This is a genomic window from Anabaena lutea FACHB-196 (assembly GCF_014698305.1).
Classification (GTDB): Bacteria; Cyanobacteriota; Cyanobacteriia; order Cyanobacteriales; family Nostocaceae; genus Anabaena; species Anabaena lutea.
Window position 1 is genome coordinate 332972 of the sequence record NZ_JACJST010000003.1, and the last position, 19091, is coordinate 352062.

Genomic DNA, 19091 nt, shown 5'->3' on the forward strand with positions numbered 1-19091 from the left:
AAATCAAAATCCTTGGATATGTATTATATATTACTCTGTTTTAAGAGTATCTTTTTTATTGTATTTTCGTAGTAATTGTACAAAGCATTATTAAAAATCTTATGGTCTACTTTTTTGATGCCTTGTTTCAAACGAAATTGAACACTTATTTTTTTGATCGCCTGTATTAAGTCATCACGATTTTGATCTTGCAGTAAATCAACTAATTTTAGATAATAAGCTTCTTCATCCCAATGCTTAATGTTGGCTTTTTTGATAATTAATTCTGCGGAAATATCATTAACTGGAAAAACATTAGTTTTCTTTAAAAGTCCTAAACTCAATAGTTGAGTCATTGTCACCACACATTTTGCACATTTACCACAATTTAAATATCCGGCAGTCAAATTTAACTCATCACACACCCTTAAATTTTGTAGAGCTACATCCCATTCCGAGACTATTTTGGTTTTACTAAATCGGGAAAAGTTAATATATTCATGGCGAATTTTCAAATCATAACTGCTATAGTTGGGGTCAAGCAGAGGGTGGGTTCCCCAGGGTGCTAGGTACTGAATTTCATCGCTGGAACTAATAGATGCACTAGTTATTCTCTTGTTGAAAGCATGGGCAATAGCAGATAGGGCAGCACCAGTTTGATAATCTCTCCAAAATCCTATACTTTCATATTCCAAATCTTTGATATGAGAATAGATATTTGTATAAACAGGAATGAGGGTAATTCCCGCATCTTTTGTAATTTCATCAAAAGAATTGTATGCTTTTTCAAAATTTTCTAGAGTAGTGTCCGCAAACCCATAAATAAACAGTCCATCTTTAATTGATCCAGGGTGTGTTAAGGGGTAGTTAGTTCGGTTCAGTCGTAAAGTGGCTAATGTATCTATCCCACCTGTAAAAAATATGGCTGCTCGATCATCTGTGGTTGGTGTTTCTATGCTGGTTTTAATTTTGGCTTCAATTTTAAGTCTTGAACGGTCACTCTTGTACCAGTGTTTTACCAAAGCCGTCGCCGTATTTAAATTTTCTATTAACTGTGGACAAATCTCCGCATCTATGTAAATTCTTTTTTCTCCATAGTAGAAAGCCACCATAATACAAGCAACTAAAAAACTATGCGGATTGCATGATAAGTCCTTAGCAAATTCTTGGGTAGTAGCAATGTATATATCTTGTGGAGAGCGATCTCGATCTTCCCAAACTATAGTCGCTGCTACTTTGAATAAATTTCCTTCTTGTTCACTTCTAAAGTTACTAATTTTCATAATTTACCTTGAGTTTTGATTGAATAATTGTTTCCATGTAGCTGTTATTCCTCCTAGTTCATGAATTAGAAAACCAATTCCAAATAAACCATAGAAGAACATAGCGATTGTAATATTTAAAACCAAATTTAAATGCCATTTTTTAAGTATAATAAATACTATTGATATTGCTATACTCATCAAAATAGGTCGAAACATTATTTTCCATAAACGTAAATAAAATAGCCGAGTATGAACAGTATAAAGGAGTATTAAAAAAGCAGTAGTAGATGCTACTACTTCCATAACGGCTGCACCCATTAACTTATACTGAGAAATTAATATCACACCTGACATCCCTCCGATAACAGTTGTAGCAATCGTTTCAATGAGATTTATCTTCTCAAGTCCATTAGCTAAAAGAACATAATTTAATATTCTTACGAAAGGATAGACAATCAGTGTTAATGAACTGACCTGAAGAGCTAAAGTAGCATCGCTAAAATTGGTATCTTGATAAATAAATTTGAGTAAATCTCCCCCCACAAAAAAAATTCCGATCACAAATGGTAATGACATTCCCATCAGGATTTCAATAATATTTTCAGTAACATGAAGCTGGCTCTCCTGTGTTTTGTCTACTGCCTTGGTGATGCGGGGGAAAATAGCTAAACTTAAACTATTGACAATCATCATAAAAGGTTGCTGTAATTGCGCGATAGCACCACAAAGACCGACTAGAAGCTCATTACCTAAAAGTGAAATAATGAGTATTTCCATTTTACTAGCTATCATTCCTACTGCATCAATAGCTAAAAATGTACGCGCTGACTTGAAAAGTCGCCATATATAATCTTTATTAATCTGCCATTTTAGTGTAACTATTCGTGTAGTAAAAATCCATTCAATTAGGCAAATTAATGTTTCCGAAATTACAAATATTCCAGCTAAATAATTCACTCCATAATTCAGTTGCATACACCAAAGCATTACTAGCAATCGCAGAATATAAATAGGTGCTGTAGAAATGGCAATCAAATCCATTCTCTCTTCAGCCTGAAAAACTGCCTCGGTGATGTTAGAAAGGGCAAAAGGAATGATTGCTAAACCCATAATGTAACAAACTGTTGAGGTATCAGAGTTATAAGGAAGTATGAACACCACAACAACTAATACTAGATAACTAATACCGCTTAATACCAACTGTAAGAAAGTACCACTTACTAAATAAACAGATATTTCTTCAGGGTTGCGAGATAATTCTCGTGTAAATAAGGTCTTGAGACCTTGTGAAGCAATACTGACAAAAATAAAGTAGTAGCTGAATGCGAGGATATATTGCCCTAATACATAGGCTCCCAAAGTACGAGATATGGCTGCTGTGATTAAAAAGGTGGTAATGCTTTGTACTAATCGGGTGACTAACAGTGATACAGTATTTTTTGCTAATTGGTATTTTGCCATTTTTTTTATAAATTTAGTTATTATCTAGTACATAGACATAAATCCTTATTTTCATAAAAATTACTCTATTTTATTTGATGCTTTTACGGAAATATTTGATAACTTTCTTTGTTTTTTGGTCGAATAAAAAATATCATAGGCTGCTTTGTTACCAAAAAGATATAATTGAATGCGCCGATTGATAATACCGGGAATGTTGCGAATTAAATAAGTGAAAAAGTAGGGGTTATATAGCATTTCTTTCAATGCGGTTAACCATTTTTTGTCCTTGAGAGGTTCTATAACACGGTAATAGGCTAAATGTTTTTTAAAAACTGTATAGTTTATGGATAAAGCATGAGCCAACTGGGGTTGTTTCTTAAGTATTTCTTCTTTATCCATGAAAGTTATTGTTGCTTCACAATCTTGAGTAAGACGTGTTACTTTAGCTGTAAAAACTAGAGAACCTGAGCGAGAAAGATAAAAATAATATGGCTCGGGAACAAGGAAGAACCGCGCTCCTCTGACTAAACAAGTTAAAGCCAACCAAAAATCTTGAGATACTTTTATGCCTGGATCATATTTAATATCTTGTTGAATCAGAAATTCACGTCTGAATAAAGGTTTAGATATGCCTAAATGCAGACCTGGTTTTCTATATATATCTGTTTCCACAAAAAAGACTGGATCTATTTGCTTAGTTGTGGGTATAGATTCTCCACTTTCTTGAATTAGGGTACTCCAAGGTGATTCTTCACCATCTTTAATAAGATATAAATCATCCGCAATCATATCTGCATTTTCTTGGTATGCTAACTGCACAAGTCTTTCTAGTCGTTCGGGCGCATACCAATCATCGGAATCTAAAACAGCAATCCAATTGCCTTTAGCTTCCTCAATTGCTCGATTACGTGTACCACCAGCACCCAGGTTTTCAGAGTTAATAAATACTTTCAGCCGTTCATCTGTAAAGCTACTCACAACTTCTAATGTGTTATCAGTCGAGGCATCATCTACAACAATTACTTCAATATTTTTAAGAGTTTGCCCCAGTGCTGACTCGATTGAACGAGAAATATAGGCTGAGGTATTATAAGCTGGAATAATTACAGATACTTCTGGATTCATGCTGAATTTTTCTATTATTTAATAAGTTGTTTCAACTGTTTTTTAATCAATTTCAGTTTTTCCTTCAAGTGATTAAAGGGTACTGATCTATCAAGCCGATTTACTTCTTCACTGGATAACTTGATTGTCAGAGCATTCACTGATGCTTCCACACTAGCAGGCTTACTAGCTCCAATAATGGGAACAATTATAGGTGATTTGGTTCGTAACCATGCCAGCATCAAGTTATATATAGAAATTCCTTTTTCTTCAGCTATTTGAGTGAAAACTGAGAGATTTTCTAGAGGGCTGGTACGACGCGCACCTTTAATACCACCAAAAGGACTTGAGGCCATAAAGGTTAATCCCTCTTGCTCACAGTATTTCAATACTCCGTCAAATTCAGGATGGCGATACCAGGGATTAAACTGATTTTGAATAGCCACAATCTCAACGACTTCACGGGCGCGTTTGATCTCTTCTACCGAATAGTTGGACAGTCCCACAAAACGGATAATTCCCTCTTTGACTGCTTCTTTAGCTGGGGTAAGCGATCGCTCAATCGTGTAATTTGGATCAGGTCTGTGATGCAGCCACATATCTATCGGTTTATCACCACCGAGTGCCTCAAAACTTTCTCGAATTGTTTGCCGCAGATGATCAGGATTACCGTTAAGTATCCAATTTCCTCCTGAACGAGTGTAACCGCCTTTGGTGACTATGAAAACATTACTTGTATCACCGTTGTATTGTTGTAAAGCCTTGCGGATTAATCGCTCATTATCATGTTTGTCTGACTCATCCCGGCAATAGGAGTCGGCAGTATCAATTAAATTGATGCCAAAATCGAGACCACGATGGATAGTTTCTATTGCTTGTAATTCAGGTGGTTTAGTAATTAAAGATAGTGCCATAGCTCCAAGGGAAAGTTCACTGATGCTAACACTGGTATTACCGAGTTTTTTTATTTCCATTTAGTTAAGCTCTCTTGTTCTTAATTTGCTGTATTTTCAGATCATATTGGTAAGCTAGGGGAGATTTAACTTATATAGTAAGGACGGGCAAAATGCCCATCCTAGAAAACAGAAATATGCAAATTTGAGTTTGATTGGCTGATGAGACTAAGTTTGTGAATTAGCAATGGAAATCTACAACTTCTTGACCATTTTCTAAAACACTTTTTTTAGCATAGCCAAGGATAACTTTTTCTAAGCCATATTTAAATACTACACTGCGAATTTTTTCACTTGCCTCATGATGAAATTGTAAAAATTTGTAAGCAGGTAAGCGGCATTGACTTTCAACAAATAAAATAGCCCCTTCAGAAAAGTATACTGGGTGCGTTCGACAAATAAATGGTTTATTTCCATTGCATAAACCCATTTTGCTACAGTAAATAGTTTTTCTCCCTGGCAACTCCTCATGATCAGTCAAACGAAAATCCCAGTCATTAATAACATCTGTAAACATCTTTTCTTCATTAGGCAAGAGGTTGAGTCTCGTATTGGCTGGGCAGCAATAGCAACCCTTTAAAACACCACCATCATAATTAGGAGTATTTAAAGGGCGGTAACAGGGAGTGCCATCACTAAGTTCACTGTATAGTTGTTCAAACCATTTACGTGTAAAATGCTGAGAAGCATCTGAAACTTCAAAATCGGGAGGAACTTGTAAATCAGATTTGCTAAAACTTTGTTTTAGTTTTAACTTTCTCAGAAGATAAACCGCGACTCTTTTAAACAAGGACACAATTTCTGCTGACTTTTTCATCTCTTATTCCTCAATTTATATTCCTAAAGTTAAATCTCAGATCCTCTAATAGTGGCTTGTTGTTTTAGTTATTAACTGGAGTATTTTTTAAAAGGGACTTACCATCAAAGTAATCAGGAATTGGCGCACCCATTAGTTCCAAAATAGTTGGGGCTAAGTCCACACTTTCACCATCTGGCAAGTTAGAACCAGGGGTAATACCTGGACCTTTAGCCATCAAAAATCCCCGATTCCAATGACTACCAGCACGGAAGTAAGTGAGAGGGCCAATGCGTCCAACATCAGGACTATCGACAACATCTGTCATCCGCTCATGCCATAATACCAACAAGTCGGAATCTGGCAGTTTAGGATTATTTTCAGTCGCAGATTTCCGCGTTCGGACTACTTGTTTGACTAAAGGTTCACCCGTTCTACCATCTTTGAGACGATAGAGAACTTGAGTCAGTTCATCACACAGAGCCTCATACTCGGAAGGTGAAACAATTCCATTTCCCTCTCTTCCTTGCAGATTAATCCGAATATGTCCATGAGCAAAAGATGGTAAAGCAAAGGCTCTCATTTGAGACCAGAGAGGTTGATACCACCTAGCAGGCATCCAACCAAAAGGAACTGATTCTTCCATGAGTCGGTAGGGAGAAGCTAAACCATTCTGATCAGAGTGTAAAAACTTGCTAGGAGTTAGGGGTTTCAGTAACCGCTTGATGGGATTGGGTTCATAGTTCTTAATCCATACTTCACCTGGCCAAGAGTTACGAATAGGATTGGTTGTGATGGGTGGAGGAGAAACTTGTAAATTTCCTGATCCAATAGCAGTTTTGCCAGGAAAGTTAAAGCGATAAAGTATTTCTGGCAAAAATGCTGCACTTGGTATATCGCTGTAATTAGTACCCATGCCATGCAGTGAAAAACACAATATATAAGCGTTTTCCGGTGCTTCAGCTAATATTTTTCCTATCCCTGCATCAATATTTTGGTATGTTTCCAATAGTGGGTCAGGAACAGTACCATTTTTGCTCAGGTACGGGTAAAGTGGGTGATCTGATTGGCTGTAATTGTATATATCATGGCCTGCTGTGTGTGGCTCACCAAAAATAGTTAAGTATAAATCCCAAGGTTCTCGCTGTAGTAAGTCGCAAGAAATCGCTGTGCGTTTGCTAATACTTTCTTTGAGTGCTGGTTGCAGCCATTTTACATAATCTAGATCCCACCAAACACCAGTATCATTAAACAGGATTGGATTTTCTCCATACTGACGAATGATTTCTGGGAAAAGTTCAGGAGGGTTTGAACCACTAGTAGCATAGGGAAAATGTCCTCCCCAACCTAGCATTTGAAATCCATTAACTTGTTCAGAAATTCTGCTTACAGGTAAGTCAAAAACTGCAACTTTATAGTTATCTCCTAGGGCATAAAAAGGAGGGTATTCCTTGTAATCGTAACCACTCAGAAACAGATCACAATCAATTTCATAGTTTTCTGGTTTATACTTAACGATGTCCCAATATCCAGTTTTATCTGCACCACAACCTGTGGAAAATTGCGCCCACAATCCTTCAGTTACTATATATTCTGTTGGATTACCGCAGTATTTAGCCGTATTTTTTATCAATCCATAGGCTCCTTGCTGTCGCAGTTTACTAATGTTTTTTAGATGTCCTTGGGAGATCCATTTATCTATTAAAACTGGATCTCCAGCGTCCATTCCAATTGCAATTACAGGATTTTTCATGTTATTTCCAAATTCCAATTTAGCTAGGATTTATTCTTATAAAGATGCAAAATCTATGCTTAAGCTAGGCAAATAAGGCTAACTTACTTCAATATTTTTCGGTAAACATCTACCGTTTTATTAGCAATATTCGCCCAATTCAAATCTTCTTGGCAACGCCTGACGGTCGCTGTTTGCATCTGGCTATATAATTGATTATCTTTCAATAAATTAATAATACCATCTGCCAAAGCTTTAACGTCACTTGGTGGAACTAATAATCCATCTTTTTTATGTTGAACTATCTCACTTAAACCTCCTACGTCAGAAGCAATGACTGGTATTCCCATGCCATAGGATAAAGCGGCTACGCCACTCTGAGATGCTTCAATATAAGGAAGAATTGAAATTTTACTGCGCTGAAACAAACTTAGCATTTCTTCCCGTTCAATATAACGATTTAATATTTCATAGCGTTGATCATCATAACCTTGGGGAAAATAGCGGTCTAAATTTTCTCCCCGTCCCGCAATAATTAATTTAACCTCTGGGATGCTGGCAGCGACTAATGGCATAGCTTCTAATAAATATTTCAATCCTTTATATGGCCAAATCCTACCAATAAATAGCAGTGTATAAGGTTCTTTAACTACATCTTTTGTTTTTGCTAATCGCTTATACAAACTACCAAGTTCTCCGTGGGGAAGAACATTTAATTTCTGTGCAGGAATTTTAAAGTGTGTGATCATCGCATCTCTCAAGTTTTCAGCATGAATAATGATCTGTTGGGAACGGTAGAAAGCTATCCGCCGGGTGTACTCTGAACCAGGAATACTCCCTCGATCTCCAGGATGACGAAAGACATCATGAATTGTTGTTACTAATGGGGGCATTTTGTTAAGAAATAAAGTCAAGTCATACCAAGGATCATTAGTTTCCTGAACATGGAGTATATCCGGCTGTGATTGATGAATAATCTCCATCATCTCACCCATAGCTAATAGGTTGCGTACGTCGCGAATACGAGGTTTTTGAAAGTTTAGTACGCGGATGCGTGGATCTAGTAAATTCTGAGATTTGGCAGATAATTCTTGTGGATGTATCAGGGTTAAATCCACATAGTTGGCCAACCCATTTGCTAGTTCAATAGTATATTCATTAAAACAGAAATGCAAAAGTGAAATTTTCATAATTATGACCGCTTTTTAAATAAAAATTTCTCACATACTACACGAAAACCACCAGAGGATTGGATGGCTATGTAAGCGACTATGACGATGTAAAACGACGTAGCAGTCAGCATCTTTAATAAAATATTGAGACTGAATCTTTCTAAAATCACAAATAGGCTTAACATCAACATAGTAATTATTATTGGTCGTCTTATAGTTATTAATATTTGTAGATGAAATAGGTTTTTGTAGACGTGATAAATATATGCGAAACCGGCAATAATTTGTATTAATAAGCTAGAAATAGCAGCACCATTTAGCTGGTATTTATTAACCAGAATAATACTCAATAATATCCCTAAAATAGAAGTTATTATTACTGTAATTAAGTTAAGTTTCTCAAATCCATTTGCCACCAAAGCATAACTGAGTGGTCTGGTATAAGATGATGCCACTAGACCCACTGCAAGTATATTCAAAGCCGTAGTTGCCTGAGTAAAGTTAGGATTACTATAAATTAAAATTAGTAAATCTTGTCCAAGAAATAAAACTCCGACAACTAATGGAAGGGAAACAATTAGCAGCATTTCTACTACATTTTCTGACAATTGACGCTGTTTTTCTCGCCCTAAATCAACTGTTTTTGACATTCTTGGAAATACGGCTACTACTAGGCTATAGGCAATCAATTGAAAAGGTTGCATTAACTGTACAACAGCACCATACATTCCTACAACTACCTCTCCTCCTAATAATGAGAGGATGAGAATTTGCATCCTATCCTTGATCACATTCATTCCTTCAATGAATAAAAATATCCAAGCTGCTTTGACAGTCCTGCGTATAAAATCACTATTAATTTGCCATTGGGGTGTAACAAATTGTAGAATAAAACCCCATTCAATCAACACAATTAAAGTTTCAGAAATTACCATAATTGCGACTAACCAGTTCACCCCATGCTTGAGATTCATTACCCAGATCATGAGGAACAAGCGCAGGATGTAAATAGGTACTGTACTGATAGTAATCAAGTACATTCTTTCGTAAGCCTGAAAAATTGCCTCCGTGATATTAGAAAGGGAAAAGGGGACAATCATTAAGCCCAAAATGTAGCAGACAGTAGATGTCTCAGAATTATATGGTAGTGCAAATACTAACACTACCATTGCTAGATAACCAATCAGACTAAATACTAACTGCAATAGAGTACCATTTACTAAGTAAAGTGGTGTTTCTTGGGGATGGCGCGATATTTCTCTAGTAAATAGTGTTTTAAACCCCCCAGCAGTAATGGTCATAAACACAAAGTAATAGCTAAACGCAAGAGTATACTGTCCTAGTTGATAAGCTCCAAGAATCCGAGCTATGAATGCAACTAATACAAAGCTTGTTACACTTTGTGTAACCCGATTAGTCAGTAATGAAATAGAATTTCCAAGTAATTTTGTTGTCCATGCCATCTGAATAAGTTAATTCCTTTAGATATATTTAGCAAGCCTTAGATACAAGATAACTATGTTCATCGATCAATTTAATTTATTCAATGAACTAATTTAGCTAGAAAATAATTCCATCTTCTTGATAGTATCCTGGGAAGTTGGTTAATAAAGTGAAGAAAGAAGTAAGGATTATTTCTCATTAACAACAATACATTTAAAAATTCACCTTGCTTAATGGCATCAACAACAATAAAATATGACCTAATTTTTTCTAATTTAGTTATACGCTTAGATAAAGCATCTAATAACTGAGGATTTTTTTTGGCAACGGGTTGTTCACTGAAACATAGGTTAGCAGTAACAAATTGATTAAGTCGTTCTATTTTAGTTTTCTTGGTTAATGCCCCTGGACGGCTACGATAAAAATAATAGGCTTGGGGAATAATATAAAAACGAGCGCCATTAGCTAAACAGCTTAAATAAAACCAGAAATCTTGCCCTAGTCTAATATTATTGAGATACTCAATTCTGTGTTTTAATAAAAATTCCCTTTTGATTATAGGTTTTGTAAGTCCAAGAGTTAATCCACCTACACCAGGTAAATCACTTTCCACAAAAAATACCGGCTCAATTTGCATGATTTCATCAAATTTTTCCCCACTTTCTCTGAATAATGTACTCCAAGGAAATTCCTCGCCGTCATTGATATGATATATGTCATCAGCGACCATATCCACTGGTTGAGAATTTGCCACAGCTAAAAGCTTTTCCAATCTATATGGAGCATACCAATCATCTGAGTCGAGTAAGGCTATCCATTTTCCAGTTGCTGCTCTGATAGCGCGGTTGCGTGCAGCAGCAGCACCTAGATTTTCTGGATTAGTTAGCACTTTAACTCGCGGATCACTAAAGCTTTTAGCTAGTGCTAATGTAGCATCAGTCGAGGCATCATCTACTACAATGATTTCTAAATTATCCAGTGTTTGTTGCAATACAGATTCAATGGCTTTGCCTATATATTTTTCTGTATTATAAGCAGGAATGATGACTGATACTACTGGATTCATATTCTTATTCTACATGGATTATTTGCTTGATAACTATTGTTTTCAATAAGCTCCTTCTTTGTTTAAAACTACCTGCACTGTTTTGACCAAAATTTGAAAATCTAACCACAATGACCAATTTTCAATGTATCTAAGGTCAAGTTTCATCACTTGGTCAAAGTCTAAAATATCGGAACGTCCTGAAACTTGCCACATTCCCGTTATACCAGGTAAAACTTCTTGACGGATAAAATGGCGTTCAGAAAATTTATCTACATCTCTAGTAGGTAAAGGACGAGGACCCACTAGACTCATTTCTCCCAGAACAACATTAAATATTTGAGGTAGTTCATCTAAGCTATAACGACGGAGAAATTTACCTATACGAGTCACACGAGGATCATCTTTGATTTTGAAAATAATGCCGTCTTTGACTTCATTTAAGGCTTCTAATTCTTTTTGCAGTTTATCAGCGTCAGGTCTCATGGTACGAAATTTCCAAACTTGAAATTTTTTCCCATGTAAACCTATGCGGGTTTGTCTGTAGAATATTGAACCTGGAGAATCTAATTTGATAGCTATAGCAATAGATATGTATAAGGGGAAAGTCAGGATCAGAAATACAGCTGCAAAACAAAAATCAAAAATTCTCTTCAACCAAAAATCTCTACCTGTAATTACTGGAGAAATAAAACTTAAACAGGTCATGCCCCCAATATTATGAAATACTATGTCTCTATAGATGGGTTTCAATTCCATAGGGACAATGTGTAACATGATTCCTGATGCTTGAAATAACCAGCATAAATACATTCTATCTTTGATAACATTCCAAGAAACTAAAACTTCTGTAGCCCCCAAGGCATTAATTTTTTCTAATGTTTGTAGACGATTTAATTTATCTAATGAATCACAATTGCCGCTGCCTACAATATTGTAACGGGATTCTTTTTGGATAAAGCCAATAACTTGTTCTTTTTCCTCTTGACTGCAAATAATGAAAATAGGATTTTTACCTAATACTTGTTTACGTCGCCAATATTCCAGGGCAGAATTAATTATTAATCTTCCAGCACAAACAAAAGATGTACTTGTGAACCAAAACACTATTAATGTTGGGCGGGAAAGATCTTCAATTGGTTGATACAAAACACAAACTAGTAGGATTATCCCATGAGCAAAAATCATGGTTTTGATAATATTTAGGTAGTCATGACGCTTATTGCCTGGAGCATAAATTCCTTGAATAGCTAACGCCCCTATTTGAATAAATATAGCAGCAAACATCGAGATATAAACACTTTCTGTATACAACAGAGAAGGCAATTCTGTTAATATCCAGGCACTAATTAAAACAGTCAAATCTACTGTAACTAGTGTGATCAGTCGCAGCCACCATCCTCCTTTTCTAACTCTAGAAAACATGGGAGCGCGTAAGTCTAGAGGCGCTTCACTTAATTGGCTATTAGCTACATTTTTATCTAACATATTTCCTCTCATTTTCAATAAAGTAGTCTTGGGTAAAAATTTATGCTTCTTCAGTTTTTCTTATGAAAAACCTGCTTTAAAACCGTTGAAAGCCTTATTGTGTAGGCATTTCATTAAAAATATGGTCATAATTGTTTATAACCCTTGCCCCGTAAGGATTTCGTTATAATCAATCTTCTATCACCATAAAAACAACGCAAGATCCAAATTTATTTGTGCTAGGAGAGAGTCAATATCAAGTAATACTTGAGATTTTGAACACTCACAGTACAGTTAGTATAAATTTGTCATCCTTCTAAAGTAGCATTTTTTTTATTTATTTTGAAATACTTTTCAGTATCTTTCACAAAGATTTACGTTATCTTCATAACACGTAGCATTTTTTTATTTTGAAATACTTTTCAGTATCTTTCACAAAAATTTACGTTATTTTCATCACATAAGGATGTTTAGTATTAATTAGACATAGGAGACAAAAGTCATTATGTATTGCCCGAAACCCCTTGTAGTAGGGACAATACCCTTTGGGAAGCCTGCGGCTACATGAATTTTCCTTAAGCCTTTTCCACCTGATGTCTGATTTATTCAACCAATACCTCTAAGATACAAGGTTGGGTTGAGGCACGTATCCCTAGGGGACACTTCTGTAACCTGCTATAGTAATAAACTATACTATAATTAACTACATTGTACCTTGAGTAGACTGGGTATAGGTTGTCATAAACCAAGAATCCCAGAACTTTACTTAAAGTATAGAATCAGAAGTGTCAATTAATTAGGGTTTGCTATGGCCTGTCCGGCTAAATAAGCGGTTGTCCAAGCACTTTGGAAGTTAAATCCGCCTGTAATTCCATCAATATCTAATACTTCACCGGCAAAATACAAACCGGGTACTAACTTACTTTCCATTGTTTTAAAGTTTACTTCTTTGAGGCTAACTCCCCCACAGGTGACAAATTCTTCTTTAAAAGCACCTTTACCACTAATTAGGTATTCTCCCTGAGAAATTTCTTGGACTAGCTGATTTAAGATTTTGTTGGGTATTTCTGCCCAGCGGTCTTCAGTGGTTATATTGATACGAGCGATAATATATTGCCAAAGCCTGTGGGGTAAATCTACTCCGCGATGAAGGGCTACTGGTTTTTTACCCCATTCCTGTTTTATTAATAACAGCTTTTGTCTAACTTCCTCTTGTGACAAGTTTGGCAGCCAATTGATCAATAATTTGGCTTGATAGCGATTTTCATGGAGAATTCTTGCACCCCAAGCCGAAAGTTTGAGTACTGCTGGTCCGCTGATTCCCCAGTGGGTGATTAACAAGGGGCCAGTTTGTTGTAGTTGATGTTTTCCGGGAAGGGATAAACGCAGATTTACAGGTGTGACGCTGATTCCCGCTAATGCCTGTAATTTAGGGTCAGCAATGTTAAATGTGAATAGAGAAGGAACAGGTGTTTCGATGTGATGACCTAATTCTCTGGCGATTTTATGACCGATGATGCTGCTACCTGTGGCTAAAAGCAAGCGGTCGCAATATTTTGTTTCTCCTGATTTGAGAAGAATTTCAAAACCCTGGTTTTGTCGAGTTACAGAAACAACAGGTGTACCAATACTAAGTTCTAAGCCAGCAGTAAACGCAGCTTTAATCAAACATTCGGCTATGGTTTCCGAACGATCTGTAATCGGGAACATCCGTCCATCTGCTTCAGTTTTCAAATTTACCCCATGAGCAGCAAACCAGTCTACGGTGTCTAGAGGTTGAAAACGAGTGAATGCACCCCGCAAGGCTTTTCCACCTCTGGGGTAATTGAGGGCTAACTCTTCAGGATCAAAACAAGCGTGAGTGACGTTACAGCGTCCCCCACCGGAAATTAGCACTTTCGCCAAAGGTTGACGACTGGCTTCGATTAACGTAACTTGGGCTTGAGGATTAGATTCAGCACAAGCGATTGCACCAAAAAATCCCGCCGCCCCACCACCAATAACTACAATTTGTAACGGTAACAACTTCAAAAATATCTCAATAGCACCTACTTAACTAGGTTAGCTGTTATTTTCACTCTTCCACTGCTTCAAAGTTTTCTTTTGTTGCACCGCAAACTGGACACACCCAATCATCGGGAATGTCTTCAAAGGCTGTTCCTGGTTCTATTCCACCATCAGCATCTCCGACTTCGGGGTCATATTCGTATCCGCAGATGCTGCATACATACTTTTGCATTTTTGTTGTCACCTGTTAAGAGTCACCTGATATTTAATTAATCTTGATATTGGTAAGCCACAATTCTTTTCAAGAGATTGTGAGCAGATTCTTCTATTAATTTAGAACTTACGCATTGACAGATCACACCAAATATGTGTTAGCGAAAACCACATTTTCCGTAGGGGTTTAGCACTGCGCTTTACCCCTACAACATGACATCAACAAAATTATTAATTAAAACCTGAAAGAAACTATTTCGGTAAATGCACACCATGATTAATTTGTACAGTGCGTAAGTCCTATAATTATATTTTTAGCTCAACATATATGCTTATATCTGCTGACAGATATTAAAAGCGCCACCAGATTCTTTGAAAGTAACTGAAAATCCCTACTGCGATCGCTCCCAACAACAATAGCCAAATCACACCACCAGGAATAAATGTGAGGATACCAAAGCCTCTAAGTATCCAAGTAGCTATTCCCATACCGAGAAGAATGCCAAATATTTGGGTTAATTTGCGATTTATGGAAGATTGATTCATTCTATTTTCCTCTTAAATTAAACTACAAATGAGATATGATATGGAGTTTAGCTAATTGCTGATCAAAAAAATCTCTGCGTCCCCGCGCGGTTCCCTAATGATTATCACTTGATAGTCATTCTAGCTGTTACAGCAGTTGGCGAAAAGAAATTAAACTATCTTAGGTAAGATAACAAATTTTAAAATTTCCTCATAGTTAGGCCTTCAGCCCTACTTTGTAAAGATTTTCAATCAGAATCCACTTAAATTTCAATCATGTCCAGAAAATATCCAAGTTGAACTGTAATTAGAATTGGGTGTAGTGAAATCTATCAAACTTCATGGTTTGCAGTTTTCACTCCAGGTTCGGTAGATGCTTGCAATCAGTTACCACTAATCTCAGTTCGTAATGGGGATTTAGAGGATGTCTGAAACCTGTCACCTTCAGATATGGCATAATTTGACCGATATGGAAGCTAAACAAGACAAATGTTCACGGTTTGTTAAGGAGTAACTCTAGTCAATATGTCTGCGTTTGATATTTCAGACTTAACTATTTAATTAAAGGTTCTGATATGCTTTGGAGTCAAGATCAGCAAAAATCGCTAATGCAGGGTGAAATTTTGCTGCAAACGCGATCGCATACTACCTGGGGTGGTGCTGTTACTGCAAGTATGTATGTACCATTGGTACGATCAAGTGTATGGCACCAAATCACTGATTACCCTCGTTGGGTAAACTATTTTCCTGATATTACCAAAAGCGAAATTATTTCTAAAGGTGATGTCAAGTTTCTGTATCAAACAGCACAAAAAGCCTTTTTATTTTTTACAGCCCAAGTTGAAATTTACATGAACGTCGTCGAAGTGCTGGGACAACAAATTCAATTTAGGATGGAAAAAGGAAGTTTTCAAGATTTTCATGCCAATTTAGACCTGAAAGATTTGGGTAATGGTACTTTACTCGCTTATTCAGTCCAAGCCACACCGAATATTCCCATCCCTTCAATGTTCATTCAACAAGCAATGAGTTTGGAATTACCTACAAATATGCGTAAAATGCGACAAGTGCTTTGTAATATTCAATAATCGCAATGTCAAAGGCAAAAACTATTTTGGAATTTTGGTTTGGTCATCCTGATGAACCAAATTACGGTAAACCCCAGAAATTTTGGTTTAGCAAACAACCAAATGTTGACGAAGAAATCCGCACCAGGTTTATCGAAGATTACCAAAAAGCAGCGACAGGATATTTAGATGATTGGATTAATACACCCGACACCTGTCTAGCTTTGATTTTATTGCTAGATCAATTTCCCCGAAATATTTTCCGTGATACTCCAGAAGCCTTTGCTACTGACTGGGAAGCACTCTCAGCAGCACAACACGCTGTTGCCCAAGGTTACGATCGCGAATTATTGCCTGTACAACGCTGGTTTATTTACTTACCCTTTGAACATAGTGAAAACTTAGCTCATCAGCGTCAATCTGTGAAGTTATTTCAGCAACTTAGTCATGATCCCGAAAGTCTGAGTGCGATTGAGTATGCTTTTGAGCATATGAAAATAATTTCCCGTTTTGGACGCTTTCCTCACCGTAACCAAATTTTAGGACGTATTTCTACCACAGAGGAACAAGAGTTTTTACAGCAGGGGGGTAATTCATTTTAGGGGGAAAAGGTTAAAGGTTAAAGGGAAAAGAAAAAACCTTTTCCCTCTTTTTTCCCTAACGTTTCACATTAACTGAATAGGAAATTAGCTCCGAACAGGTTTACATCTACATCCGCATTGTTAAAACCAGATGTACCAAATAAAGTGACTAATAGCTGACCTTTACCAAAATCAGCATTACCATCAATTCCATCACTGATTCTAAGTTGTGTATTAGCGCCTAATGTGAAAACATCAATAGCAGTGATAGCACTGAAATTGAGCATATCCCCTGACGCACCACGAACAAATTGATAAACCTTATCGACACCATCACCCAAGACATAATTGACAACATCAACCGCATTATCCACACCTAAATATAAGTTGTCATTACCTAGACCACCAATCAGGGTATCTTCACCAGCACCACCATAGAGGTTATCGTTACCATCGCCACCAACAAGGCTGTTATTTCCACTATTGCCAACAATCTGGTTATCGCTGCTATTACCGATACCGTCGATATTTTCAGTCCCTGTTAGGTAAAGACGTTCAGTGTTAACTAGGGTAAAAGTTACAGAGGAATAAACTGTATCTAGACCTTCATCTGCATTTTCAATCACAACATCGCCTATGTTATCGACGTAATAAACGTCATTACCTAGACCACCAGTCAGGCTATCTACACCAGTCTCACCATTGAGGATATCGTTACCCTCTCCCCCCTCTAGGGTATCATCACCTGCTTTACCGAACAGACGGTCGTTACCATCGCCACCAACAAGGCTGTTATTTCCACTATTGCCAACAATCTGGTTATCGCTGCTATTGCCTATACCGTCGATATTTTCAGTCCCTGTTAGGTAAAGACGTTCAGTGTTAACTAGGGTGAAAGTTACAGAGGAATAAACTGTATCTACGCCTTCATCTGCATTTTCAATCACAACATCGCCTATGTTATCGACGTAGTAAACGTCATTACCTAGACCACCAGTCAGGCTATCTGCACCAGTCTCACCATTAAGGATATCGTTACCCTCTCCCCCCTCTAGGGTATCATCACCTGCTCTACCGAACAGACGGTCGTTACCATCGCCACCAACAAGGCTGTTATTTCCACTATTGCCAACAATCTGGTTATCGCTGCTATTACCGATACCGTTAATATTTTCAGTCCCTGTTAGGTAAAGACGTTCAGTGTTAACTAGGGTAAAAGTTACAGAGGAATAAACTGTATCTATGCCTTCATCTGCATTTTCAATCACAACATCGCCTATGTTATCGACGTAGTAAACGTCATTACCTAGACCACCAGTCAGGCTATCTGCACCAGTCTCACCATTAAGGATATCGTTACCCTCTCCCCCCTCTAGGGTATCATCACCTGCTTTACCGAATAGACGGTCGTTACCATCTAAGCCTTGAATCAAATCATCACCAGGTGTTCCATTCAGGGTGTCTGCTCCTGGTGTACCTTGAATGATATTGATGTTATTCAACGTAAACCTAGCTACGCTGGGGTCGTGGTCACTATCTTGGTCGAAAAACTCCGAGTTGATATGAACTACATCAAACCCATCTAGCTGACTCAGCAAGTTGTTACTAACTAAGATGTGGTCAAGACTTTGAGCATTTCCTTCAAAGTTGTAGGTATAACGCTCATTTTGGGGAAGAGTTTCAACTAAGGTATTTAATCCAGCCCCTTCTAAAGTAGTTAGAGGATTGGAGAACTCAAAGTCATTTAAGTCCCCGGCAACTACGATATTGGCATTAGGATTAACTGCCAAAATGCTTTGGACAAAGTTTTTAACAATCGTCGCTTGTTGATTACGTTGGGTTTCGCTGGTCAGAACAGGGGGTTGATTAACACCAAAGAGCGGTTGATCTCCACCTTTGGAGTTGAAATGATTAGCTATCACATAGACAGTCTGACCGTTAAAGGTGAATTCACCTACTAAGGGTTTACGACTGGCATTAAAGGCAGCGTTAGTGGGGTCAATCAGACCAGGACTAGCGGAGAGTGTCGGCACACCATTAGCGTTAGTAACGGTGGTGTTGGAGGTTGATGTACCACCAGCAATGTCTACAAATGAAACACGTTGAGGATTAAACAGGAAACCTACCCGGATATTACCACCTGGTTCGCCGCCGTTTGTGTCATCGACTGGGTTAATTTGTCGATATTGATATGTGGGGGGAGCAACGCGATTTTGTGAGGTGGGGCAAAAAAAGTGCGATCGCCAAGTTAAAAACAGGCATCGCTAAAATATTTTTCTGAAATTAATGTTAAATAAAT

General features: G+C 37.3%; 16 protein-coding genes. 2 read left to right on the plus strand and 14 right to left on the minus strand.

Going from position 1 to position 19091, the window contains the following annotated elements; translation table 11 throughout:
* Positions 1–23 precede the first annotated feature (23 nt).
* The 13 genes from H6G59_RS05675 to H6G59_RS05735 form a co-directional block, all read right to left on the minus strand.
* Complete coding sequence (locus H6G59_RS05675) at positions 24–1262, minus strand: hypothetical protein (RefSeq protein WP_190712259.1); 1239 nt, start codon at positions 1260–1262, stop codon at positions 24–26.
* A gap of 3 nt (positions 1263–1265) precedes the next feature.
* A complete protein-coding gene (locus tag H6G59_RS05680; protein WP_190712261.1) occupies positions 1266–2705 on the minus strand; it encodes an oligosaccharide flippase family protein in 1440 nt (479 codons plus the stop codon).
* A 60-nt stretch (positions 2706–2765) separates the two neighbouring features.
* Positions 2766–3812 (minus strand): glycosyltransferase family 2 protein, encoded by a 1047-nt coding sequence (locus H6G59_RS05685; RefSeq protein WP_190712263.1) that lies wholly within the window; start codon positions 3810–3812, stop codon positions 2766–2768.
* Positions 3813–3826: 14 nt separating this feature from the next.
* Positions 3827–4765 carry an aldo/keto reductase gene (locus H6G59_RS05690; protein ID WP_190712265.1) on the minus strand — a complete coding sequence of 313 codons (939 nt, stop codon included), beginning with the start codon at positions 4763–4765 and terminating at the stop codon, positions 3827–3829.
* Positions 4766–4925: 160 nt separating this feature from the next.
* Complete coding sequence (locus tag H6G59_RS05695) at positions 4926–5561, minus strand: hypothetical protein (RefSeq protein WP_190712267.1); 636 nt, start codon at positions 5559–5561, stop codon at positions 4926–4928.
* 64 nt (positions 5562–5625) lie between these two features.
* Positions 5626–7293, minus strand: coding sequence for an alkaline phosphatase family protein (locus tag H6G59_RS05700; RefSeq protein WP_190712269.1), 1668 nt, complete (start codon positions 7291–7293; stop codon positions 5626–5628).
* Between the two features lie 83 nt (positions 7294–7376).
* A complete protein-coding gene (locus tag H6G59_RS05705; protein ID WP_190712271.1) occupies positions 7377–8462 on the minus strand; it encodes a glycosyltransferase family 4 protein in 1086 nt (361 codons plus the stop codon).
* A 2-nt stretch (positions 8463–8464) separates the two neighbouring features.
* Complete coding sequence (locus H6G59_RS05710) at positions 8465–9907, minus strand: flippase (protein WP_190712273.1); 1443 nt, start codon at positions 9905–9907, stop codon at positions 8465–8467.
* An 80-nt stretch (positions 9908–9987) separates the two neighbouring features.
* Positions 9988–10953 carry a glycosyltransferase family 2 protein gene (locus tag H6G59_RS05715; RefSeq protein ID WP_190712275.1) on the minus strand — a complete coding sequence of 322 codons (966 nt, stop codon included), beginning with the start codon at positions 10951–10953 and terminating at the stop codon, positions 9988–9990.
* A 42-nt stretch (positions 10954–10995) separates the two neighbouring features.
* Positions 10996–12420, minus strand: a complete 1425-nt coding sequence (locus H6G59_RS05720; RefSeq protein ID WP_190712277.1) for a sugar transferase — start codon at positions 12418–12420, stop codon at positions 10996–10998.
* A 771-nt stretch (positions 12421–13191) separates the two neighbouring features.
* A complete protein-coding gene (locus H6G59_RS05725) occupies positions 13192–14424 on the minus strand; it encodes a BaiN/RdsA family NAD(P)/FAD-dependent oxidoreductase (protein ID WP_190712324.1) in 1233 nt (410 codons plus the stop codon).
* Positions 14425–14473: 49 nt separating this feature from the next.
* Positions 14474–14638: a rubredoxin gene (gene rd / locus H6G59_RS05730; protein ID WP_127052541.1), complete on the minus strand. Its 165-nt coding sequence runs from the start codon at positions 14636–14638 to the stop codon at positions 14474–14476.
* 332 nt (positions 14639–14970) lie between these two features.
* Positions 14971–15165, minus strand: a complete 195-nt coding sequence (locus H6G59_RS05735) for a hypothetical protein (RefSeq protein WP_190712279.1) — start codon at positions 15163–15165, stop codon at positions 14971–14973.
* 554 nt (positions 15166–15719) lie between these two features.
* Here H6G59_RS05735 and H6G59_RS05740 point away from each other — a divergent pair.
* Complete coding sequence (locus H6G59_RS05740; protein ID WP_190712281.1) at positions 15720–16232, plus strand: SRPBCC family protein; 513 nt, start codon at positions 15720–15722, stop codon at positions 16230–16232.
* 5 nt (positions 16233–16237) lie between these two features.
* Complete coding sequence (locus tag H6G59_RS05745; protein ID WP_190712283.1) at positions 16238–16813, plus strand: DUF924 family protein; 576 nt, start codon at positions 16238–16240, stop codon at positions 16811–16813.
* A 68-nt stretch (positions 16814–16881) separates the two neighbouring features.
* On the opposite strand, the gene H6G59_RS05750 is transcribed toward H6G59_RS05745, so the two are convergent.
* Positions 16882–18825, minus strand: a complete 1944-nt coding sequence (locus H6G59_RS05750) for an endonuclease/exonuclease/phosphatase family protein (protein ID WP_190712285.1) — start codon at positions 18823–18825, stop codon at positions 16882–16884.
* Between the last annotated feature and the right edge of the window lie 266 nt (positions 18826–19091).